Here is a 22,524-nt window from a genome sequence, read left to right as displayed (position 1 = left end):
TGCTAGCAAATCCGCGTGTATCAAGTAAAATTATTATATATTTTAAGTATATTTGCATAAGTTTTATCTAAAATTTGTATGTTGTAATACTTATTTTTTTGTCTATTTCAGATATGACCATACCAGCAAGTTCTCTGAATACAGAGAATTGCAGGCGATCGCTGGTGAACTATGAATTTACACAATCTTGTATTAAGAATAGCATTGCTGCTATGGAAGAGTAAGTCCCAAATGAGCAATGCCATAGTTCAAAAACGTGGGCTAATATTGGGGAATTGAAGAGTCAACTAATATAGAATAGGCATCAATACCACCCACAATATTTTTAACATTTGTAAATCCTTGAGCCACTAACCACTGGCACATCTGGGCAGAACGGATACCGTGGTGACATAGCACAAGGGTTTCAACATGGGGATTGAACATAGTGGAGACTTGATCTCCCCATTCAACAAATTCACTCAAGGGTAAGTTGACAAAGCCATCAATGCTAGCGATCGCTAGTTCTTGTGGTTCTCGTACATCTACTAGCTGAATATTTACATCACCAGAAGACAGCCGTTGTGCTAATTCCTCTACACTAATCTGGATCATAGGTTGACCTAAAGATTTCCCTGTCATGAAGTTTTTCTGAACAATCCTATATGATTTATGGTGACAGAAAATCTTTACCCTAGCATGAGTATTTATTAAAAATGACTGTTGATCTTGAGCAGCAGTGAGAAGTTAAGGTAATTGCACTTTTGTTTTTAATACATTCTTCCTTTTTGTTACTGTCCTAGATAACGGTATAGATTTTGCGATAAGTGGTGCATTACGATCCCAATCAAATGTATCGGGATTGTAAAAATTATGGCGAATTTATCAACCTTTGGATCAGTTTTGGACTGGGTAAGTGAACAATTAAAAAAAGTTGAAAAGAGTATGGTTTGTAAACCTCAAACCAACTTAGCTATCAAATATACACACGAATTAATTGATAAGTTGATAGAACACGATCAAGAACTTGCAAAAAATTTTGAAAAAACGGTAGTTGACACTGAATATAAAACCTTAGTTGATATAATTCAGAATCATAAAACTGTTCTTATAGAAGAGGATATCGATAAAACTATTCGTATGCTCCGTGAAAGTGGTATTGCCGAACCAGAAATTATAAAAATAAAACAAAGAATGCAAAAGACTCTAAACTCTTCTCAGAAGTAAAGAAGATGTAAATAATAAGGTTTAGCATAATTTCAAAAGCTTGTGACATGAGCTTTTGAATTATTTTATTTGGGTTAGTTATATTGTTTTGGACTTCTTAAGTTGATTAATTAGTTTGCTCAGACTTTGCAAAGTAATCTGAACTGCCAATTGTTTTTGGGTGGTATTAAGTCTTTTATCCAAATGCTTCTCTAACTGAATAACTATAACTTTATTTTGGATATTTTCAAGCGCTACCACATAAGCATTGTTGTCTGGAATTAGCCGTTGAGGATATCTTTGCTTAATGTACTCAACTGGCATATTACGCTCATATCGAATGCTAAACATTAACCAAGCTTTCAAATAAGCATAGATATCATCACGAAAAACTTCAGTATCAGGCAGAGATACATCATCTCGCTTAAGTTCATTTAAAGCAAGCTGTGTACCAGTTAAAGCAATGTCTTTAAGTAATTCATCCTCATCAGCTAAAGCTTTAATAACTCCATCACGAGCAGCACGCTCTACACAAATGTCAGAATATAAAATGTCTACTTTTTGAGAGTATGTACTTCTAATATTTAATGGAATAGCACAACAGTACTCTTGCTCTATTTTTAGCCTCATTGTTTCTAGTTGATCTTTCATGGTTTTATTATCATCATCTGCGGCTTCTTTAATTGCGTTTACAACTATCTCTTTGACTGTCTCTCTAGAAAACCAAAGAGAGAATCCTAGCGTTCCAAAAGCGATGAGAAAATTTATATAAAGCTCTGTGCTTTTAAATGATTTTTCACTTACCAATGAGAGTAAATTCTGTAAAATAAAGCTGATAAAAAAGGCAACTAAAAAAGCCAAAAATATCAAGCCTAGAGTTGTAGATACTGCCCGGTCTTGTGCAGAAGTTCTATTCATAAGTACCTCAATGCTGAGTGTATGGAAACTTAAACAGTTTTGAGTATAGCTTTAGGTCAGTTAGAAATATCATATCAAGAACACATTGAGTCATTACCTATCCGTAAATAATTTCTAAAATCTAGGTTCATCTATTGCCTTATAAAGCTGCTCTAACAGTTCTGGCTCCTCATCAACAGCCTTACGGAGTCGAGAAAGCATATATGATGCTGTGTTTTTATTGACACAAATTTCGCTCGCTAGTTGACGAACGCTGAATCTGTTAGGCTGACTAATAAATAGCTGAATTACGCGAAACCATTTAGGCATCTCCACATGTGTTCTGTGAAATAGAGTGCCAACTGTAACACTGTATGAAGTAAAACACGTGTTGCAGTGGTATCGCCGTTCTCGCTTGAATGGTGAAGCGTTGGTTGAATCGCAGTAGGGACACCTTGGCTGTCCTCCCCAGCGAATCTGCTCTAATATTTCTAGACATTCCTCCTGGGTTTTTGACATAGAACAAAGAGTCAGTGTGTCGAGCTTAGAAGTAAACGCTCAACTACTCTCTGCCACTGATGTCTCTAGGACTAAACCTTTCAAGATACTCTCAGTAAACCACAAACTTTTAGAAACGAAGGTAAGAATAAGGGTTCCAGCCCTCGTAAAGAAGGAGGTAAACAGCATTGGTTTAACAGCGAAGCCATCGCCTGTATTTTGATCGTGTCATCGGTTGAAGTTCTCACTAATAGGTTGAAAGGTCATCCATGTATTTAGCTGAATATCTTGTGTCAGGTGGAAACTGCAAACTCCCAGAAAGTGATGCTACTGATGCTGTGTTGGATTTTAAAGATGACCTCAAAGCCATTACTCACAACTCTGGTAAGCAGTTACTCAACGGTAAACACTTGCAATGTAAATTGATAACTAAGGAGGCTAATCTGCTGTTTAACGAGTAGTTAAGGCGATCGCCAACCCATCAGCTAACAATCATTGATCGTTAATCAATCCCCTACACTACAGTAGGGTACTTAATAATCGGAGGATACTTACTAGAGTGAATAGGCAACGCCCATTCTTCAATTTCTTGGTAGCTGGTGCGATCGCTCTACTAATGATTGCGATCGCTGGCTGTTCTTTCGCTAAAAGTCCAGGTAATCTCGGTGCTTCTACTACTCAGCCTGGTGCTGCTATATTCGTGTCGAAATTGGCCCCTGTAATGGTGTCATTATTGACAAATCCTGATCAATTACAAGCTTGGGAGCGTGAAAAAGAATTATCTAAACTCAAAACCAGCTTATTAACTAAGAGTGGTATAGATTACAAGCAAGATATTCAACCCTGGTTAGGCGACGAAATTACCTTGGCTGTTACAACTTTAGACATTGATCGTGACTTTGAAAACGGCAAGCAGCCAGGGTACTTAATGGCATTAGCAACCAAAAAACCAGAAAAAAGCCGCGAGTTCGTAGAGTTATTGTTTTCTAAGCGGGTATTAGCAGGAGCTAACTTAGTTGTGGAACAATACAAAGGTGCAAAATTGCTCTATGACAATTCTCAACCGCAGCAGGATTTACTTGTAGGTGGAGTTGTTGATGGCTTTGTATTGTTTGCCAATGATCCTAAAGTGCTACGAGACGCGATCAATAATGTCCAAGTTCCCGATCTCAATTTAACCAGTTCTCCCCAATACCAAAAAGCCACTCAACAATTGCCCAAAGAATCTGTAGCGGTGGCTTTCCTCAATCTCCCCACCGTTGCACAATGGCAAGGGTTAGAACTACCAGAACCAACCTATAATAGCCAGATTATTTCCTTGGCATTGAATCCTAAAGGTTTACTGGCAGAAACGAGTTTTCTGACTTCATCGGCAACTGTCACCCCATCTTCGCCACTATCTAAACCTGTAGATGCGCTGCAATATATCCCAACTTCTGCAAGTTTGGTAATTGCTAGTTCTCACTTGAATGATTTGGCTAACAGCGATTTAGCCCAACTCTGGACACAAGTAAAAACAGCTATATCTGGTTCTGGAACAGATATAGTTTCTAGAGTGGTACAACCCTTAAAAGAATTGCAAGAAAGTCGAAACATCAACTTGCAACAAGATATTTTCAGCTGGGTACAAGGAGAATACGCCTTAGCATTATTACCTCGTGAAGATCAAATAACTCCTGACTGGATGTTTGTAGTAGAAAAATTAGCAGGTGTACCAGAAGGCATTTCTCGTTTAGATGCGATCGCCTCAGCTATTGGACTTAGTACTAGTACCCTCAGCTTAGATCAGCAAAAAATCTCTGCTTGGGCAGAGTTAACGGCTGCTATTCAACAGACTGATCGTAAAGAGCGACCAAAATATGGTATTGAAGCAAAAGTCCAAGGAGTACATACCACCCTAGGAAATTATGAAATTTTCGCCTCCAATTTGGAAACTTTGAATGAAGCGATCGCAGCCAAGGAAAATTCCTTAATTAAAGATCGCAGTTTCCAAAATAGTATCGCTACCATTCCCCGACCCAATCAGGGTTATGTGTATCTAGATTGGACAAAGAGTCAAGATTTACTAGAACGTCAGTTACCGATTCTCAAGCTAGTAGAAGTAGTAGGCAAACCATTTTTTAATAGCCTGCGATCGCTAACAGTCAGTAGTTATGGTAGTGAACCAGGAACTCTCAAAGGCGGTATCTTCTTTCAACTCTATAAATAAGTAAGTAGGTCGGCGTAAATAATTATTGTTGGGATAAGGCAGGGAGCAGGGGGACAAAGAGTTTGAGCCTTATTTACTTTTATTCACACAGTTTGGTTTTATTGCACTGACTTACTTAATACCAATTCACTAAAGAACCACCCACTTTATAAAGATTTTCCTTGAGATGATACCAATCTAATATTTCCCAACGCTGAAAATACTCTGTTTTACCAAACTCTTTGACGAGATTCCACACACCATCATGACCATCTTCTAAGCAGGTCAAAAGAGGCAGGGGAGCAGGGAGCGCTTAGCAGGGGGAAGGATTGGACGGAGCTTGTACCCCGACCAATCAAGAACGTCTTAGGAAGACGGGGCTTGATACCCATGTTCCGCTCCACGGCTTTGGGCAGGGCTTGCTCCCCCTGCTCCCTGCTCCCTGCTTCTCCGCTTCTTGGTCACACCAATTCGCAATTGTGAATGATCTTTCTTTTGTCACTCGGGGAAGAGTAAAATCAGAAAAGAAGTCTGAAAGGCAGGAGGGGAGGATGACACAGCCAAGAAGCCCCAAACCCAGCATAAAATTTGTGGACGAGTATTATGCAATCTACCAAAACATATTTCCAGAAGTTAGGAGTTTTGAAAATTTCCGAGATTTACATTTGGGAATGATATCAGAGATAAAAAGGAAATCTTTACCAGAAATAGCCAAGGTAGTAGGTTTAGAAAATCAGCAATCATTACACCATTTTTTAACAGAATCACCGTGGTCAGTAGAATCATTGAAGAAGCGAAGATTAGAATTAATACTGCGAGTGTTAAATGAGCAATCGCTAATTCTAATAATTGATGAAACAGGAGACAAAAAACAAGGTCGTACTACAGACTATGTAAAACGGCAGTATATTGGGAACTTAGGCAAAATAGAAAATGGAATAGTGGTAGTGACAGCCTATGGCGTGATTGAAGATATTAATTACCTTCACTCGAAGCTGAAAAATAATTTCGGGAATAATTTATAAAGTCATATCAATCAAAATAAATGGATAATTTATAGATGTGCGCGCTTGGGGCTACTTTTCTACATTACCCCTCCAGCTTCAAAAATTCGTTGTACAGTCAAATTCAAGTCTGGAAATATCAAAGACTGGATACGGTCATCTCCTCGAAACTTATTAATTTGATACTCACCTTCGTCCAAACAGCAAACCAAAATAGTAGGTTGTTTGGGCTTACCAATGAACTCTCTACCCCCTAAAGCACCATAATCAACAATCCAATATTCAGGAATCCCCATTTCTTCGTAGTCAGCATATTTTTTATGATAATCATCACGCCAATTGGTACTAACCACCTCAACCACTAAAGGAATAGAGGCTGCTTGAGTAACAGTTGATTTTTGCTTCCATAGAGGTTCATTTACTAAATTAGGGCGATTCAACAATAGCACATCTGGCGAGTAAGCAGATTCACTTTTAGGTGGTTTGACTAATACTGTTTTTGGTATGCCATAGGGCAGGTTGAGGCAACTGTATTCTAAAGTGATTTTTGTAGCTAAAAATGTCACAATCTCTTCATGATCGCCTGTTGGTTGTGGCATTTCGATTACTGCTCCATCATGAAGTTCATAATGCTTTCCTGTGTTGTCTGGGTATTTAGCAACAAACTCTTCAAATGTAAATATTTTGGGTAAGGCTTGAGTCATGGTTTAATTCCTCAAAGCAAAATTGAAATGAGCTTGAAATAACAAAAAGTTCTAATTTCTCGCAGCTATTCTTTGACTAACCAATTCAACTGCCAATTCTATCGCTGCTTTCATACTGGTAGCATCAGCAATTCCTTTACCTGCAATATCAAACGCAGTTCCGTGGTCTGGTGAAGTCCGCACAAAAGGTAGACCAATAGAAGTGTTAACTGCACGGTCAAAAGCCATCAATTTCACAGGAATTAAGCCTTGGTCATGATAAAGTGCCAGGTAAGCATCAGCTGGATTTTGCCCAAGAGAATTACCATACCAAGCTTGACCAGGCTTAACCCACATCGTATCTGGTGGTATTGGCCCATCTAGCTGTAAATTTGGGCGGTTTCGCTGTTCTTGCTCCAACCACGGAATTAGCCAATCTTGTTCTTCTGTTCCCAATTGTCCCTGTTCGCCACTATGGGGATTTAAACCCGCGATCGCTATTCTCCCTTTCATGATCCCAAAATCTGTTTCTAAACACTCCACCAGCAAATCTAGTTTTTTCGTGAGTAACTGCGGTGTCAATGTGTTTGCTACTTGACATAAGGGAATATGTGTGGTCGCTAGCAGAGTTCTCAGTATCCAGCCAGTATGAGGCGATCGCGCCACAAACAACATACCAAAGCGATCAACACCAGACTTTTGGGCTAAAAGTTCTGTTTGTCCTGGATAATTATAACCTGCTGCTTTCCAAGCAGATTTAGCGATAGGGCCTGTAACAATTCCATCAAATTTACCAGCTAGTGTTTGAGCAATCGCATATTCCATATAGGCAAAACTAGCCGCACCACTGGCCACATTACCTATTCCCGTAATAATTTGATCTGTAATCTCCCTATTTAATGGCACATCAACAACCTTCAACTGGGCTGGATTTGCCAAAGTTATTAAATTCAGCTGGTTATAAGTTTGTATGAGTAAATCTCTATTCCCGATAACTGTCACATCACACTTTTGGCTAACTTCAAAGTTTGCCAAAGCTTTCAAAATCACTTCTGGCCCAATTCCTGCTGGATCTCCCAGTGTCAGCGCTAAACGTACACGATTTTTTTGATGCGACTTTAATATCTGATTTGGCTTGAGTTGATACATATAATTACAGCATAGTAATAGTTTCAGGCTGCTCTCATCTGTTGATAATTAGGGATTGACCGTAAAACTGGTTTAGAATTATTTACACAGGTTTAATCCAACAGTAGCTGTTATAAAGCTTCTGATAAACCTAAGTGTACCTAATCTACTTGGTAGACGTAAAACTCAAATACCTAGCTTGTAGGACTGGTGAGGGTTAGACTTGAGCAATCAAGTTTAGTCTAGTAAAACAGCCCAAAAAACAGGAAATCTAAAGGGCGACCTTTAGAATAATTGCAAATTATCTATCGCAAAGGAGAATCACGCTCATGAGTGGCGAAATTTTAAATGCAGCTCTATTGTCTTTCGGTCTCATCTTCGTGGGCTGGGCTTTGGGTGCTTTATTGCTAAAAATTCAGGGAGCAGAGGAATAATCCTCTAGCTGAAAACCCAACTTTAAAAGACGGAAGACTTTCTTTTGTCTGGAAAAATAGCGTGTCCGAAAAACGGACAACGCTTTTTCCGTCATTCTCTGTGTATCAATTAAGTTTATTAAAAAAGATGTAAACTTTTGTTTACAGAGATAATTCTGTTAAGATTCTTCTCATAAAACTTAAAAATTTATTACGACCCTCATGACATTATTAATCGTCGGTGCTACTGGCACCTTAGGAAGACAAGTGGCTCGTCGTGCTATCGATGAGGGGTATAAGGTGCGCTGTCTTGTCCGGAGTGCCAAAAAAGCTGCTTTTCTTAAAGAATGGGGTGCAGAATTAGTCCGGGGAGATTTGTGTGATCCCCAAACGCTAACAGGAGCATTAGAAGGTGTAAACACAGTTATCGACGCTGCAACCTCGCGCGCTACAGATTCATTGACCATTAAACAGGTGGATTGGGAAGGTCAAGTAGCATTGATTCAAGCAGCGAAAGCTGCTGGTGTAGAACGTTTTATCTTCTTTTCTATTCTTGATGCCGAGAAGTACCCAGAAGTACCCCTCATGGAAATTAAGCGGTGTACAGAACTCTTTTTAGCTGAGTCTGGACTAAACTACACCATCTTAAAATTGGCTGGGTTTATGCAAGGGTTAATCGGCCAATATGGCATACCGATTTTAGAAAACCAGCCTGTTTGGGTAACTGGGAACTCTTCACCTATCGCCTATATGGACACTCAAGATATTGCAAAATTTGCTATTCGTGCTTTGAGTGTACCAGAAACCGAAAAACAAGCTTTCCCTGTTGTCGGTACTCGTGCTTGGAGTGCTGAAGAAATTATTAGTCTGTGTGAACGTTTGTCAGCAAAAGAAGCCAGAGTCACCCGGATGCCAATAAACCTCTTGCGTACCGTGCGCCGCATCATCCGGTTCTTTCAGTGGGGTTGGAATGTAGCAGACAGACTAGAGTTTACAGAAGTCTTGGCAAGTGGTAAGCCTTTAAACGCTTCAATGGATGAGACATACAAAGTCTTTGGGTTAGATCCACAACAAACTACTACTCTAGAAAGTTATTTACAAGAGTACTTCAGTCGAATTATGAAAAAGCTTAAGGAGCTAGACTACCAGAAAAATAAAACCAAAAAAGAGAAATCAAAAAAGACTCCATTTAAGCAGTCCTCAAAGGCCAATAGTCAATAGGCAGTTGTTAATATCACCAATTTTTGGACTTTAGACTCTAGACTAATGACTATGTTGTCCAAAATATGTCACGATTACTAAGACAGAGCATCGCCTAAAACTTGGATATTTGAGTGTGCCGAAAGCAGGCATTATCTATAACGACGTTAAACCGATAGCGGGTCGTGTCGCTATCGAGTTAAAAGACAAGCTAACCGCTGCCGGTTGGAATGTATGTATTACATCGAGTATCGGTGGCATACTTGGCTACTCTAATCCAGAGAGTCCTGTATGTCACACCCCAATTGATGGTTTGACACCCCCTGGTTTTGACTCAGACATGGAGTTCGCAGTCGTTTTGGGGGGAGACGGCACTGTTTTGGCAGCGTCGCGTCAGGTTGCACCCTGCGGTATTCCCCTACTAACGGTGAATACTGGTCACATGGGTTTTTTAACGGAAGCTTACTTAAATCAATTGCCTCAAGCAATAGAGCAAGTGATGGCAGGTAAGTATGAAATTGAAGAACGAGCCATGCTCACAGTCAAAGTGCTGCGGGGAGACTCGGTACTATGGGAAGCCCTCTGCTTGAATGAAATGGTGTTACATCGAGAGCCATTAACCTCTATGTGCCATTTTGAAATTGCCGTAGGGCATCATGCACCAGTAGATATTGCCGCCGATGGTGTAATTGTTTCTACCCCGACTGGTTCAACAGCTTATTCTTTAAGTGCTGGTGGCCCAGTAGTAACCCCTGGTGTACCTGTTTTACAGCTAGTACCTATTTGTCCTCACTCCCTGGCTTCACGGGCATTAGTATTCCCAGATACAGAATCGGTTAATATTTACCCAGTCAATATCCCTCGGCTAGTGATGGTGGTAGATGGCAATGGTGGGTGCTACATTTTCCCAGAGGATCGGGTATATTTAGAGCGATCGCCATATAGTGTCAAGTTCATTCGTCTGCAACCGCCAGAATTTTTCCGTATCTTGCGGGAAAAATTAGGCTGGGGTCTGCCACATATTGCTAAACCAACTTCGGTAGAATTACCTTAATTATTATTTGTTTGCTCATTTTCACTTAACAGGAGGTGATTAAAAACAGCCAAAAGTCTTGTGTGGGCTAAGTTTCTCAAGGCAGGCGAATATGCATACCATAATTACACCTGAAAGAATCGAGTTACCGCTAGGCGCGGTGTTAAAACTTTTAGGGGACTGGGAAGACTATCAAGCACTGAGCCAGCAGCTAGGCGATCGCTCCTCACCTCGGATCAAGTATCGGCCTGGAGAGATTTGGCTAATGGCACCCCTACCACAGCATGGAAGAGATGCGAGCTTGCTAGCAGATATTGCTAAAGTCTTGCTAGACCATTTAGATCAAAGGTACGACTCATTTACACCCATCACCATGAGTTTGCCTCTTGTTAGCGGCGTTGAGCCTGATTATTGCTTTTATATTGAAAATTGGAGATCCGCATCAGGTAAGAGCCGTATCGACTGGCTCAATGACCCTCCACCCGATTTAGTGATTGAAGTAGACGTTACTAATTATACTAATATAAATGACTATCTCCCTTATAAAGTGCCAGAGGTTTGGCTGTTAAAGAATAAGCAGCTATTAGTTTATAGATTGCAGAGTGAAAACTACGTAATTACAAAAAGCAGCTATTTTCCTAAGGTTTCAGAAATTGTGCAGCAATGCCTCAATAATTGCCAACGAGCAAACAACAAGTGAGGCCATTAGGTGGTTAAGGAGATTGTTGCGTGGGGAACTGACGTATTGAGTCAATTTAATGTTAATTCAGAAATTATCGCACATTTCGAGCAGAGGCGATCGCAAACACTCTTGAGCTGAGTCTAGATGAATCGATTTTGGGTTCAATGGCTCACCAGACTCTCTAAATCGGATATACAAGCCGCTTTGGATCAACTCATTCGGCTAGGCGTTGTTGCACGAATTGAACCCGCTTAATTATACAAAACCGAGGGCGATCGCTCTCATCGATATAACTGCTGGTATCAAAATGTGATCGCTTTCAGTAACACCTTTACCAGAGGATTGAGGTCTAACGTTCCCAATCAGCGGCGGCAGTTAACCTCGAATACAAAACAGATGGCTTTCGTCCGTCCTGCTGCATTGGGGTTATTATGCTGCTGACAACTCAATAAAAGAGTACACTTTGCAGATGACATAATCCTTATGGCATTCTTAAGTGCCTCAATTCATTAGCCCGAACTGAGTTTTTGCTTTGCATATCGGGATCAACAAATAGTGCATATGGTACTGCTTCAAACATTTCATCAATATAATCGTGAAAAGTATCTAATGCTGGAGCAGTGTAATTGAGTGGAAGTACTCCGAACTCAATGTAATGAATCGTTTTTCGGAAAACTTGAATTGGAGAGAGAACACTAAATAAATATCCAAAGTTACCATCCTTGAAATATGAAGAAGCGACAAAACATTCATCTGCTGAGTTATAAACTCCTCTGTCACCCTTGTACTTAAAATTTAGATCATCGCCGTGAATAATTTCTCTAGAGATCCCTTGCTGCTCTAAAAAAATCATGCCTGCTTCACTTAGGGAAACTTTGTCCACGACTCCTTCATGGCGATGCCTACTACCTGGAACGTATATCTCTACATGTTTTCCTGCATTGCTTTCCTGTTTATAAAGAGTTTTAGCTAGGAGTAATCGCTTAGTGAATTCTTCGTTAGGTTTTTCTCCATCTAAAAGAGGATGTTGCGCTGCAACTTCTATTAGTACAGCAGGAATATTAGACCTCTCTTCCATGAATTTTTTTGCAATCTCAAACTTTTCCTCCCAATACTGGCGATCTTGAACTGTTCCTATAGCCCAACTCTTTTTAGATTCAGGAAATTTCATCGCAATTACTCCACTTCATCCATGACACCCTCAAGGAATCCAATTACTCCTTTACCCCAAGGTGTTTCCTCAGCAAAGTGCTCACTAACTTTGAAAGAGCCTTGTTTCAAGCCATGCCATAAACGCTTGAGACTTAAGAGCTTTTGCCAGCGATGAGGCTGCACACGTTTGATTTCTTCAAATTCTGCTTCAATGACAGCAGTAGCCTGTTCCTCTGTGGCTTGTGGGTGTTTCTGTTGTAAATCGACAATCACTTGCTTTAAGTCATCCAAAGCCAACTTAAGATCTGGATCTGTTGCTTTGCTATCCTCGATGTATGTCCCAACCTGCTCAATATAAGTCTTAGCTTGCTCGATAATTTTAACATTTTGAGCGTTTGGAAAGTTGTATTTTGGTTGATTTGGCATAGCTTGGATAGCAACAATGACTTCCTCTAATTTATCAAATATTTGTGAAAGTGAGTCAACAGGTTTTTCCTTTGAAATTTTCTCAATCTCTTTGGGATTCGATGAGAATATAAGTATTTTAGATAATTCCTCGTCAAACCTTGGAAATAATTGCTCAAACTGTTTCCTTGCCTGTGAACGCAGTTCTTTAATCCTTTCAAAGGTATCTTTTATACTTTCGTCAGAACTAGAATTTGCTGTTGCAATAGCCTGAATGTTTCTCTTTAAATTGTCTACATCTTGTTTTGTAGCGCTAGATCTTCTATCCGCTATTTTTATAGCTTCAATAGCTTCTTTTTCCAATTTAAAGAGAGCCTCAGAAAGATCAATTTCTACAGAGTTCATGGTTCTTATTTCTTCTTCTAATCTTCTCTTTACCTTATGCCAGTAAGATTTGTTATTTGCTTGTAACCTATGAACGTGAAGGTTTCCAAGCATTCCGGGTTGCCAGCAAGGTGTAGTTACATAGGCAATTTCCCTATCTGTAATATTACCTCTAAAAGTTGGTGCTTTTTCAAATAAATTAAATGCTAACTGTGATTGAAGTTCTTCATGCTCCCGTCTTCTAAAGAAAACTTGCATAGCTTTTATTGCACACATACTATCGACAAGAGCACGAGCAAAATTAGCTGAAGCATCGTCAAGGTATTTTTCTTTTGCCTGGGCATCGTAAAGGCTATCCAAATTGCTAAGGATATGTCCCCCGTCACCATTATGATTTTCCTCAAGATCACGTAACTGAAACAGCTCCCTTTCACAAGCCTGTTTAAGAGAAACGGGAGAGGCTAAGTTGATTTCTAAACGAAATCTTTTATTTTCTTTAACAAGATTCAGATACTCCTCTAAGCGAAATAAATCTTCACTGAAAGCAACCCTAAAAATTCGCAAAAATTCCTTAGCTTCCCGGACAATTCTCTGATTTTGCTCATGGTTTTCTGACGTTCTTAAAGCAATTCTTTGGGTAAAACGTTTTGTGTCAACAAGTTCGCTATCACTTGTTTGAGAATAATTCTCAAAGGGCTTATCAAAGTCTTCCTGTATGGACGAAAAACTTGTAGGCCAATAATTGTATATTTTTTTACGCTCCCTAAACTGTCTATCGAACTGCTTCCAAACATCTGAATTTAATTGAGCAAGAGCTGATGGAAATTTGAGAATTTCTAATGCTTTTTCAATGTTGTTATCACTTAACTTGCGTATAGACTTCAAGGAAGCAACTGCTGGGCTAGGAACCTTTAACCCAGCATAGTGAGCAGTAAATAATTTCCCGTCAACGAAACAGAACTCATCACGAAAGATTGTCGTTTTCAATTTCCCTTCATGTTGATACTTCAATGGGATGTAAAGATGACCGAAGACTTCCATGATGATTTCCAAAGTAGTGAAGATGTAATTAGTAATATCTGAACCTTTGAAAGTATTCTTTGCACCCTAACTCTCTATGTTTCAGTAAACGAATACTTCAGCTTATTAATTAAGAATCTCTCAACTATGTCATAACTATAAACCTTCCGTTGCTTGAGCATAACAACTCGCCAACAAACTTTCAATTACGTCTCTACCAGGGACTAAGCAGCATAACTATTTATTATACGGAAACTTTCCGTATAATCTTTAATTACTCGGACACAAAGATGTAAAAACCACGATGATTTATACCCATGTTTTGAATCGGGGCGGTAAGGCTGTGCGTAGTCCCCTTGATTAGAAATACCAGCATATATTTTGCATGAATTTTGAACACCTAAAATGTTACAAAGTTAACACCCTACAGTGTTGGTTCAATCATTTCTTTTGACTCGCCAGTTAGGGTGACAAGTAGGTGTTTCGCTTGGATGTAACTGTCTAATGTTAATTTTTGGTTAGCCAACGGATGGTTAGTTACGGCGCATGACGCAGGTAAAGGGTGAAGTGAATAGCGTGTAGCGTGTGCGATCGCAACAGAAACAATTAGCCTTATTAATCGTCTGATGCATAGAATTTGTCACTCGACTCACATTGGAACAATTGTGAGCTAATGCTTTGTCTTCCCAATTGGGCAATTTCCTTCCAGATTACTGGTATAGGAATAGAATTTGGAATTAGTGATTAAAATTGCATTTGAGAATTTGATGGTTGAGACATAAACCTGCTAAAAGAAATTTGAGGCAGCATATTAGCTTAGGATTTATCCATCGACCAAAACTCGCAATTACATTTCTAGCCGATGTCCAGAATGATTCTGAAACGTCTGCACTATCCAAAATCCAATATCCCAAATTTTTATGACACTTGCTCACAGTCCTTGTGTTTTGGTGATTGAAACCGATGATAGCCTTGCAAATCAGCTTTCTTTTGATTTGCAAGAAGCTGGTTATGATGCAATTTTGGCTCATGACGCAGCCAGCGGTTTACAACACTGCCGCGATCGCCAACCTGCTTTAATTGTTTTAGACCGAATGCTTGCAGGGGAATCAGGACTTTCGTTATGTAAAAATCTCAGAAGTGCTGGTATGCGATCGCCTGTGCTGGTTTTAATGGCCAGAGATACCATTGATGATCGTGTGGCTTGTCTGGAAGCTGGAGCTGATGATTACATCCTCAAGCCATACCGTCCTGAAGACTTTTTAAAGTTAATTCGTCTGTATTTAAAACCTGAAGTCGAAACAACCGAGCAGTTGCGCTTTGGAGAACTAATTTTAGATTTAGCAACTCGCCGTGCCATACATAACGGTAGGGCAATTGACTTAACAATGAAAGAATTTGAACTATTAAAGTTTTTAATGGAACATCCTCGTGAAGTTTTAACTCGCGAACAAATCTTAGAAAATGTCTGGGGTTACGACTTTATGGGTGAATCTAATGTAATTGAAGTATATATTCGCTACTTACGTCTAAAAATTGAAGATGAAGGACAAAAGCGTCTCATTCAAACGGTTCGGGGTGTAGGCTACGTTTTAAGAGAATCTTAAAAAGCCAATGACAGGAGCAGCAAAAGCTACACAACAAAATTCCAGACTCCCACTCCTGTAAAGGGTGGGAGTTTTAATTTTCTCTATTCATTCTTTTCACTGTAGAATTACTTGCCCATATTTGCCAACTTCACCAAGAAAACAACTATAAATCGTGGGCTTTCTGGCTTAAATTCTGTAAAATCGAAGTCTAAATTACAAAATTCAAAATTGTTATGATGCGTTGGCTAAGTTTACTTCCGATGCTACTGGGTATTTTGCTTATGGGTTGTTCGATGCAGACAACAGCTAAATCTCCGACACCAACTCCAAGCGCTACCAGTCAAACAGTAGCACCCGCAGGACAAACACTACCAATTTCGGCAAAAGCCATTATTCCTAATGGCACAACAATTGAGTTAGAAGTGGCAAAGACTCAAGAACAGCAGGAAAAAGGATTAATGTATCGGCCAGCTTTACCCGATAATCGGGGGATGCTATTTCAGTTTCCTTCTGCACAACCAGTCAGATTTTGGATGAAAAATGTCCCAGTGCCTCTGGATATGGTATTTTTACAAAACGGAGTGGTAAAGTATGTAGAAACTTCTGCACCTTCTTGTACTAAAGAGCCTTGCCCCACTTATGGGCCTAATGTACCCGTTGATACGGTAATTGAACTGCGATCTGGACGAGCCGCTGAATTAAATTTACAGCAGGGCGATCGCGTCAAAATTGAATTTTAAGAATCCGTGGCTTTGCGGAGATAAGCATTTAGGTAGTTTCCCCTGTAAGAATCGATAAAATTTGATTCATAATGTTTGTGTAAAAAAAGCATCAAGTATCTGTAAAAAAGGAAATTGTGAGGCTACTATTTAATATCATGTCAAAACTAGGAAAGACTACTATTTCCAAGGTAGAATCACATCTCAATGGTTTAGTCTCAGAAAATATTCCTTTGGCAGTACGTGTAAATAGTCGCTTATAGGGGAGTATAGGCTATGGAATCTTTGTTACCACAAGTGTAATTAAATTAAGCACTAAAGCAAACAAAGATGAAGCCAATTTGACCTGGGTAGCTAGCAGCTTGAAAATTCAGCAAACAAGTGTTGCTAAAGGTGATATTTCCGAGTTTTTACATAAAAATGCTTTGTTTCCGGAATATTCAGACAATTTGTCGAGTATTTATCCGGTAATCGTATAGTCACAAATGAAATATTAGCTGCGGGTTACTGAACAATGGTAAATCGATATATGACAATACACACTAGACAAGGAGGTGAGTTAAAAGTGTCACCATCAACTTATTCTCGACTAATACATTTTTTACAGGAAGATTTGTCAATTTCCGCTGCGTCACTTGCGGTTGCAATGCGACACCGTGAGCAAGACCCCGGCCCTTTACCGATGATTCTTTGGCAGTATGGGTTGATTACTTTAGAACAGTTGGAACAAATTTATGATTGGTTGGAGACAGCTTAGGTATGAGTAGTTCATACAGGAGAATTAAGGTATGTCATACCCACTGGGCTTTGTGCCAAGGCCGATAGATAGGAAAATAGACTTTTACCCTTGTTACTCAATTTTAAATATAAAAAAAAGAGCGAATTGAAAAATCGCTCTTTTGATTTAATACTGAGTATTATTCTTTCTATTTAAGACTCATGATTGGCTAAATACTCTAGCTGCTGCCGCTACACCAGCTCCCGGAGTAAAATTTTCGTAGCCGAGTTCAGATAAGGCAACTTCCAGGGATGCTATGCAGCTAAGAATATCGCGATCGCTCACAAAGCCCAAGTGACCAATACGGAAAATTTTATTAGAAAGATGGTCTTGACCACCTGCTAAAGCAATATCGAAGCGTTTTTTCATCAACGAGCGAATTTTATCTGCTTCAACACCTTGTGGTGCTACAGCCGTAATTGCCGGACTTGCACAACTATCGGCTCCTAACAAAGGTAAATTTAACCCTTTAATGGCAGCGCGTGTGGCATTTTTTAACCGTTCATGTCGAGCAAATATTGATTCTAGGCCTTCTTCTTTCATCATCCGCAACGTCGCATGTAGCGCCATGATCAAGTTTACCGGAGGCGTGAAAGGAGTAGTGTTTTTCGCTGTAGATTTACGATATTTACCTAAATCTAAATAATACTTCGGTAATTTCGCAGTTTTGTAAGCTTCCCAAGCTTTAGGACTGACACTAACAAACCCCAAGCCAGGAGGAATCATGTAGCCTTTTTGGGAACCAGAGGCGACTACATCCAAACCCCAAGCATCTACTGGTAAATTAAATGCACCCAAGCTAGTGACAGCATCAACAATAATCAAGGCTTCACCATGTTCCTTGACGTGGCTGTTAATGGTTTCTAAGTCATTCAACACACCCGTTGAAGTTTCACTATGGGTAATAATGACGGCTTTGATTTGCTTTTCGGTATCGGCTTGGAGTTTTTCTGCAAACAACGCCGGATCTAAAGGTTTACCCCATTCAGCAGTAATTGCTTCTACATTTAAACCGTATGCTTGACCAACTTCTACCCAGCGTTCGCCAAACTTACCGTTAGAGCCAACTAAAATGCGATCGCCAGATGAGAGAAAATTAATTATTCCAGCCTCTGCCGCACCCGTACCACTGACATTCAGCATTAGTACATCGCTTTGAGTCTGATGTAACCATTTGAGGTTTTCTGTTACCTCCGCCAATATGTTGCTAAATTCACTGGTGCGGTGTCCAATTGGATGTTTGGCTAACGCCAGTAAGGCTGCTTCCGGTACCGGCGTTGGCCCAGGAATCATCAGCATCAGCTTATTATTCATATTTGTGTCCTAAAGTCAAATAAAAGTTAAAGGAAATGATGAATTTTAGATATTCACCTGCATAACAGTTAAGCTTGTCACCAATTATTGTTGTGTCATTTTGTAGGTTAGCTTGACTCTGGCAGTTTTTTGAGACTCAGGCTAAATCTAAAATTCGTTTTTCAGGCGATCGCTCCAGACACATAAATACCCAAGGGTATCTATTTAGTAGAGTAGCGAACTGGCAGTAGTTCGCGGATAGTAGACATCTGTAATTTTTGTCTAGTTTGTCTTAAGTTTTGTAGCAGCGATTATTTAGAATCTCACAAATTGGGGCACAGATACAATGAGTTCTCCAATTTTATTTCATTACAAAAGTCGGCGAGTAAGTTTACTCGCCGACTTGGGGAAACATGGCATGGGGAATTTCCCCTGCGCGACTTTGAGAGAGATGAGCTTAACCTACCTTGCTTTAGCTGCTAATGCTCACTGCTACTATGTATATAAAATTACCTTTGAGATATAAACGCACTTAATAAAAGTGTTACAAAATAGATTTAAACATTAACTTAACTAAGTTAATCAGGCGTAACAACTTGATTAGCATTATGGTGATTGATTGACCAACGATGATCTACCATTACAGAAGAAAATTGACAAATTTCTTCTAGTTGCTTTTGTTGTACTGCCGCTTTTCGGAGGGTAATAATTAGCTGGTTGACTTGTCGTCGCAAATCAGGATTTTGACTGACAGCTGACATAGTTTGTCTTTCTAAAAGTTGAAGTATAAGTTCGTAGTGGACAGGTGAAGGTAAAGGGATTTGCTCCATGTAGTTGATTGAAGATTTCAAATGTGGGATTTTGTATTAGAAAAGATTTGTCTCTTATCAATAAAATTGTTACACAAGAAACACGTATTTAGTTAGTGACTGGATGTAGTTGGAGATGAAGATTTAGAGAAGAGATTAGCGATCGCAAGCTCTGGATTTGGTTGTTTAACTAAGGACTCTCCAATCAAAACTGCGGATACACCTGCTTTTTTCACTACACTTAAATCATCTGGACTATGTAGTCCTGATTCACTGACAACTAGGATATTTCGTTCCTGTAGTTGAGTACTCCTGGCTGCTAATAGTTGGCAAGTAGTTTGCAAATCAACCGAAAAATCTTCTAAATTACGATTATTAATTCCTACTAAATATACACCATCTAAAGCTAGTACACGATCAAGTTCTACCAAACTGTGAACTTCAATCAAAGCTGCCATATTTAGGGCATTAGCAATTTTAATAAAGTATTGCAAATCTTGATCGCTAAGAATAGCCGCAATCAACAAAACGGCATCTGCACCTTGAATCCGAGCCAAGTACATTTGATAAGGATAAATGATAAAATCCTTACATAGTAATGGTAAATCTACGGTGGCGCGAACCTTAGCTAAATTATCAAACCCACCTTGAAAAAACTTGACATCTGTCAACACAGAAAGACAACTAGCACCACCTTGTTGGTAGGATAAAGCGATCGCTGCTGGATCAAAATCTGCTCGTAAAATTCCTTTACTAGGGGAAGCCTTTTTAACTTCTGCAATCAATGCTGGATTTGTTTTGCCTTGCCGTAAAGCGGCGACAAAATCACGCGTTGGTGGTGCGGTAAGGGCTTGTTTCTGCAATTCCCGTAAAGGCCGCTTTTCGCGCATTTGGTCAACTTCTATTTCTTTATGCCAGACTATTTCTTCCAAAATATTATTTGGTGCTGCGTCAGGTAAGGCAGTCTGATAACACAAGATAGAAACATTAATAGCTGGACTCGGTGAACGGCGGCGAATTTGCATATTAAAAAATGGGGAATAGGGAATAGGGCATGGGGCATTGGGAAGAAGGGGTAAGGGGGAAAGGGTTTATTTCTTCATCCCTTTACCCTTTAACCTTTTCCCCTCTTGTTGCCCCTCTGCTTCTTCTAAGCGATCGCTCGCTTATAGGCTTCGTCCAGCACTTCTGAAAGAGTTGGATGGGCGTGAACCAAATGGGCGAGGGTGTTGACAGATTGACGGCTGGCGATCGCTGCGGACGCTTCGTGAATTAAGTCGGCGGCGTGCATTCCAAAAATATGCACACCCAAAACTTCACCGGTGTCTTTGCGATATACAACCTTTGCCATACCATCGGATTCATTTTCTGCCAATGCTTTGGAATTACCTTTGAAGTAACTTTTACTGACCGCGACTTCAAAGCCCTCGGCTTGGCCTAATTCCTTGGCGGCTGTTTCCGTCATACCGACATAGCTGACTTCTGGGTGGGTAAATGCGGCGGCGGGGATGCTGCGATAGTCTACCACACGCGATCGCCCGACGATATTTTCTACTGCGACAATGCCTTGAGCAGAAGCGGCGTGAGCCAGCATCATTTTGCCGGTTGCGTCGCCAATTGCCCATAAATGAGGCACAACTTCACCTGCTGACAGCACTGCCATGCGATCGTCAACTGGGATAAAATTTCGTCGGTCTGGTTCTACACCCACAGATTCTAAACCGAGATTTTTTGTTGCGGGGATGCGTCCCGTAGCCACTAAGCAAGCATCTACTTCGATGACATCAACATCTTCTTTGGTTTTAAAATCTGCCAATTCAATCACCACAGGTGAACCTGGGATGACTTTTTTGGCGTAAATCCCTACTTTCGTTTCAATATCGCGGGGAGTAATCAAAACTCGTTCTGCAAGTTTGGCAATATCGCGGTCAAATCCTGGCATTAACTGATCTAGGGCTTCAATCATCGTGATTTCACAGCCCAAAGCTGAGTAAACATCAGAAAATTCCAAGCCGATGTAACCACTACCGATAATCGCTACCCAATCGGGGAGAGACTCTAATTTAACGCCTTGATCACTAGTAAAGACAGTTTTACCGTCTACTTCGATGCCTGGAGGTACAAAGGGTACAGAACCAGGAGCCAAGATAATATCTTGGGCTGTGATTGTTTTTTCACCACCATCCCCGGCTACAGTGATTTTTTGCGTTCCGGCAATTTTTCCCCAACCCCTGATAATATCGACTCCCAGACGTTTGAGGCTATTGGTTAAATCACCTTGAAGTTTCGATACTAAATTGCCAGCGTGATTAGCGATCGCTTGGCGATCAAACTCCACACTGCCGACTTGAATCCCCAGTGATTTGAGGTGGTGGGCATTACGCAATTCCCGCACACGTCCAGATGCTGCCAGCAAAGCTTTAGATGGAATGCAGCCCCGGTTGACACAGGTTCCCCCCATGTCCGCTGCTTCGATAATCGCTGTCTTTAGACCGCAACTGATGGCGTGTAGGGCTGCGCCATGTCCGCCTACACCAGCGCCTATAATCACTAAATCGTAATCAAATCCATGACTCACGTTAGTTTCCCCGTGTGCTTCGCCTAATTTATTCTCAACTTGACCAGCAATCCGCGCAACCCCTTTTAAAAATTTGGGAGTTCGCTAAATCAAATTATGATTCACGCTAGCAGGGGAAGAGATTGATTTATAGATTATTATAGTGAATTTTGGTACTTATTTGATTTTATACATTAATATCTGTGTTTCAGTGTTGGGCAAAAACTATCTGGCATTTTGAGTTTCTTTGCAACACTTTAACTTTGCATCCCAGGTAGGTTGAAAATCTCGGCAAGCATACAGATTTTCGCAAGCGATCGCCTGATGTCTCTCTCCTCAACGTGGGAAACTGTTTCAGGCAAAAATTGCAGGTAATGAAGCAAAGCCCTATAACGTTAGTGAATCAACTCAAGCCTCTCGATCGCATGATTTTTGATCGTGCTATTCGCGCCGAATTTAGTGATGAAGCGTTAATTATATGCCTTTTAGCTGCTTCTAGCTTTTCGGTTTTGAGCAATTTCAGCATCAGGACTGGTAGTTGAAATGGGTTCCTCAGTACCTAATAAATGATGTATTTCATTTAATGAGCTGGGTTGGGCTTTAGGTTCTACTGATGACTCACCCACATACTCAATCAGGTCTTGCACTTGGCAATCCAAAGCTTTACAAAACCTAACGATTCTTTCAATATGGTCTGTCCCGGTTCTACCGCTTTCCCAGTTTTGGATAGTGCTTTCAGTCACGCCCACAAGACGCGACAATTCAAGCTGGGTTAGCCCTGCTTTTTCACGCAGCAAAGCAATCCTTGGTTTTGGCTTGTGTTTCACAGCTACAGCACTTTTATCTTATCTATAGTCGTAGATCCTAGCACCAAAAAAACCAGCACCCAAAAAATCACTAAAAAACT

At 40.2% G+C, this 22,524-nt stretch carries 22 protein-coding genes and 2 pseudogenes; 11 read left to right on the top strand and 13 right to left on the bottom strand.

Features of this window, described 5'->3' with window-relative positions; translation table 11 throughout:
* Positions 1 to 261 precede the first annotated feature (261 nt).
* Complete coding sequence (locus I8751_RS09900) at positions 262 to 621, bottom strand: rhodanese-like domain-containing protein (RefSeq protein WP_214438992.1); 360 nt, start codon at positions 619 to 621, stop codon at positions 262 to 264.
* 231 nt (positions 622 to 852) lie between these two features.
* Here I8751_RS09900 and I8751_RS09895 point away from each other — a divergent pair, with 231 nt between their 5' ends.
* Positions 853 to 1,206 (top strand): hypothetical protein, encoded by a 354-nt coding sequence (locus tag I8751_RS09895; protein WP_214438991.1) that lies wholly within the window; start codon positions 853 to 855, stop codon positions 1,204 to 1,206.
* A gap of 78 nt (positions 1,207 to 1,284) precedes the next feature.
* Here I8751_RS09895 and I8751_RS09890 read toward each other — a convergent pair whose 3' ends face one another.
* Both I8751_RS09890 and I8751_RS09885 read right to left on the bottom strand, forming a co-directional pair.
* The gene (locus I8751_RS09890) at positions 1,285 to 2,103 is read right to left on the bottom strand and encodes a hypothetical protein (protein ID WP_214438990.1); all 819 of its coding nucleotides are present in this window, start codon (positions 2,101 to 2,103) and stop codon (positions 1,285 to 1,287) included.
* Between the two features lie 114 nt (positions 2,104 to 2,217).
* The gene (locus I8751_RS09885) at positions 2,218 to 2,601 is read right to left on the bottom strand and encodes a transposase (protein WP_214438989.1); all 384 of its coding nucleotides are present in this window, start codon (positions 2,599 to 2,601) and stop codon (positions 2,218 to 2,220) included.
* Between the two features lie 248 nt (positions 2,602 to 2,849).
* Here I8751_RS09885 and I8751_RS09880 point away from each other — a divergent pair, with 248 nt between their 5' ends.
* Together I8751_RS09880 and I8751_RS09875 are read left to right on the top strand one after the other, a co-directional pair.
* The gene (locus I8751_RS09880; RefSeq protein WP_214438988.1) at positions 2,850 to 3,041 is read left to right on the top strand and encodes a hypothetical protein; all 192 of its coding nucleotides are present in this window, start codon (positions 2,850 to 2,852) and stop codon (positions 3,039 to 3,041) included.
* A 98-nt stretch (positions 3,042 to 3,139) separates the two neighbouring features.
* A complete protein-coding gene (locus I8751_RS09875; RefSeq protein ID WP_214438987.1) occupies positions 3,140 to 4,789 on the top strand; it encodes a DUF3352 domain-containing protein in 1,650 nt (549 codons plus the stop codon).
* A gap of 130 nt (positions 4,790 to 4,919) precedes the next feature.
* On the opposite strand, the pseudogene I8751_RS09870 reads toward I8751_RS09875, so the two are convergent.
* Positions 4,920 to 5,057 (bottom strand): annotated as a pseudogene (locus I8751_RS09870) (ISKra4 family transposase); the annotation flags it as partial.
* A 262-nt stretch (positions 5,058 to 5,319) separates the two neighbouring features.
* Here I8751_RS09870 and I8751_RS29545 point away from each other — a divergent pair.
* Positions 5,320 to 5,733 (top strand): annotated as a pseudogene (locus I8751_RS29545) (transposase); the annotation flags it as partial.
* Positions 5,734 to 5,852: 119 nt separating this feature from the next.
* Here I8751_RS29545 and I8751_RS09860 read toward each other — a convergent pair.
* A complete protein-coding gene (locus I8751_RS09860) occupies positions 5,853 to 6,476 on the bottom strand; it encodes a Uma2 family endonuclease (protein WP_214438985.1) in 624 nt (207 codons plus the stop codon).
* A 51-nt stretch (positions 6,477 to 6,527) separates the two neighbouring features.
* Positions 6,528 to 7,604 (bottom strand): 4-hydroxythreonine-4-phosphate dehydrogenase PdxA, encoded by a 1,077-nt coding sequence (pdxA, locus tag I8751_RS09855; protein ID WP_214438984.1) that lies wholly within the window; start codon positions 7,602 to 7,604, stop codon positions 6,528 to 6,530.
* A 308-nt stretch (positions 7,605 to 7,912) separates the two neighbouring features.
* On the opposite strand from pdxA, the gene petM reads away from it, so the two are divergent.
* From petM to I8751_RS09835, 4 genes are all read left to right on the top strand, one after another.
* Complete coding sequence (gene petM, locus I8751_RS09850) at positions 7,913 to 8,017, top strand: cytochrome b6-f complex subunit PetM (protein ID WP_206264527.1); 105 nt, start codon at positions 7,913 to 7,915, stop codon at positions 8,015 to 8,017.
* A 201-nt stretch (positions 8,018 to 8,218) separates the two neighbouring features.
* Positions 8,219 to 9,217, top strand: coding sequence for an SDR family oxidoreductase (locus tag I8751_RS09845; RefSeq protein WP_214438983.1), 999 nt, complete (start codon positions 8,219 to 8,221; stop codon positions 9,215 to 9,217).
* Positions 9,218 to 9,332: 115 nt separating this feature from the next.
* The gene (locus I8751_RS09840; RefSeq protein ID WP_214438982.1) at positions 9,333 to 10,250 is read left to right on the top strand and encodes an NAD(+) kinase; all 918 of its coding nucleotides are present in this window, start codon (positions 9,333 to 9,335) and stop codon (positions 10,248 to 10,250) included.
* Between the two features lie 91 nt (positions 10,251 to 10,341).
* Complete coding sequence (locus tag I8751_RS09835) at positions 10,342 to 10,929, top strand: Uma2 family endonuclease (protein WP_318780309.1); 588 nt, start codon at positions 10,342 to 10,344, stop codon at positions 10,927 to 10,929.
* Between the two features lie 463 nt (positions 10,930 to 11,392).
* Here the strand turns inward: I8751_RS09835 and I8751_RS09830 are convergent, their stop codons facing one another.
* Together I8751_RS09830 and I8751_RS09825 are read right to left on the bottom strand one after the other, a co-directional pair.
* Entirely contained in the window at positions 11,393 to 12,082 is a 690-nt protein-coding gene (locus I8751_RS09830; protein ID WP_214438981.1) for a hypothetical protein, read from the bottom strand.
* Positions 12,083 to 12,087: 5 nt separating this feature from the next.
* Complete coding sequence (locus tag I8751_RS09825) at positions 12,088 to 13,893, bottom strand: hypothetical protein (RefSeq protein WP_214438980.1); 1,806 nt, start codon at positions 13,891 to 13,893, stop codon at positions 12,088 to 12,090.
* An 899-nt stretch (positions 13,894 to 14,792) separates the two neighbouring features.
* On the opposite strand from I8751_RS09825, the gene nblR reads away from it, so the two are divergent.
* From nblR to I8751_RS09805, 3 genes are all read left to right on the top strand, one after another.
* Positions 14,793 to 15,479: a response regulator transcription factor NblR gene (gene nblR / locus I8751_RS09815; protein ID WP_214438979.1), complete on the top strand. Its 687-nt coding sequence runs from the start codon at positions 14,793 to 14,795 to the stop codon at positions 15,477 to 15,479.
* A 215-nt stretch (positions 15,480 to 15,694) separates the two neighbouring features.
* Positions 15,695 to 16,201 (top strand): DUF192 domain-containing protein, encoded by a 507-nt coding sequence (locus I8751_RS09810; protein ID WP_214438978.1) that lies wholly within the window; start codon positions 15,695 to 15,697, stop codon positions 16,199 to 16,201.
* A gap of 508 nt (positions 16,202 to 16,709) precedes the next feature.
* The gene (locus tag I8751_RS09805) at positions 16,710 to 16,937 is read left to right on the top strand and encodes a DUF2949 domain-containing protein (RefSeq protein ID WP_214438977.1); all 228 of its coding nucleotides are present in this window, start codon (positions 16,710 to 16,712) and stop codon (positions 16,935 to 16,937) included.
* A gap of 180 nt (positions 16,938 to 17,117) precedes the next feature.
* Here I8751_RS09805 and I8751_RS09800 read toward each other — a convergent pair whose 3' ends face one another.
* The 5 genes from I8751_RS09800 to I8751_RS09780 form a co-directional block, all read right to left on the bottom strand.
* Positions 17,118 to 18,272, bottom strand: a complete 1,155-nt coding sequence (locus I8751_RS09800; RefSeq protein ID WP_214438976.1) for a pyridoxal-phosphate-dependent aminotransferase family protein — start codon at positions 18,270 to 18,272, stop codon at positions 17,118 to 17,120.
* 557 nt (positions 18,273 to 18,829) lie between these two features.
* Complete coding sequence (locus I8751_RS09795; RefSeq protein WP_214438975.1) at positions 18,830 to 19,081, bottom strand: DUF5340 domain-containing protein; 252 nt, start codon at positions 19,079 to 19,081, stop codon at positions 18,830 to 18,832.
* Between the two features lie 92 nt (positions 19,082 to 19,173).
* The gene (gene trpC / locus I8751_RS09790) at positions 19,174 to 20,085 is read right to left on the bottom strand and encodes an indole-3-glycerol phosphate synthase TrpC (protein ID WP_214438974.1); all 912 of its coding nucleotides are present in this window, start codon (positions 20,083 to 20,085) and stop codon (positions 19,174 to 19,176) included.
* A 125-nt stretch (positions 20,086 to 20,210) separates the two neighbouring features.
* Positions 20,211 to 21,638, bottom strand: coding sequence for a dihydrolipoyl dehydrogenase (gene lpdA, locus I8751_RS09785; RefSeq protein ID WP_214438973.1), 1,428 nt, complete (start codon positions 21,636 to 21,638; stop codon positions 20,211 to 20,213).
* A 464-nt stretch (positions 21,639 to 22,102) separates the two neighbouring features.
* Positions 22,103 to 22,444 (bottom strand): helix-turn-helix transcriptional regulator, encoded by a 342-nt coding sequence (locus I8751_RS09780; protein ID WP_214438972.1) that lies wholly within the window; start codon positions 22,442 to 22,444, stop codon positions 22,103 to 22,105.
* Positions 22,445 to 22,524: the final 80 nt, after the last annotated feature.

It is taken from the genome of Atlanticothrix silvestris CENA357, assembly GCF_016056295.1.
Classification (GTDB): Bacteria; Cyanobacteriota; Cyanobacteriia; order Cyanobacteriales; family Nostocaceae; genus Atlanticothrix; species Atlanticothrix silvestris.
This window is presented reverse-complemented; position numbering and strand designations above follow the sequence as displayed.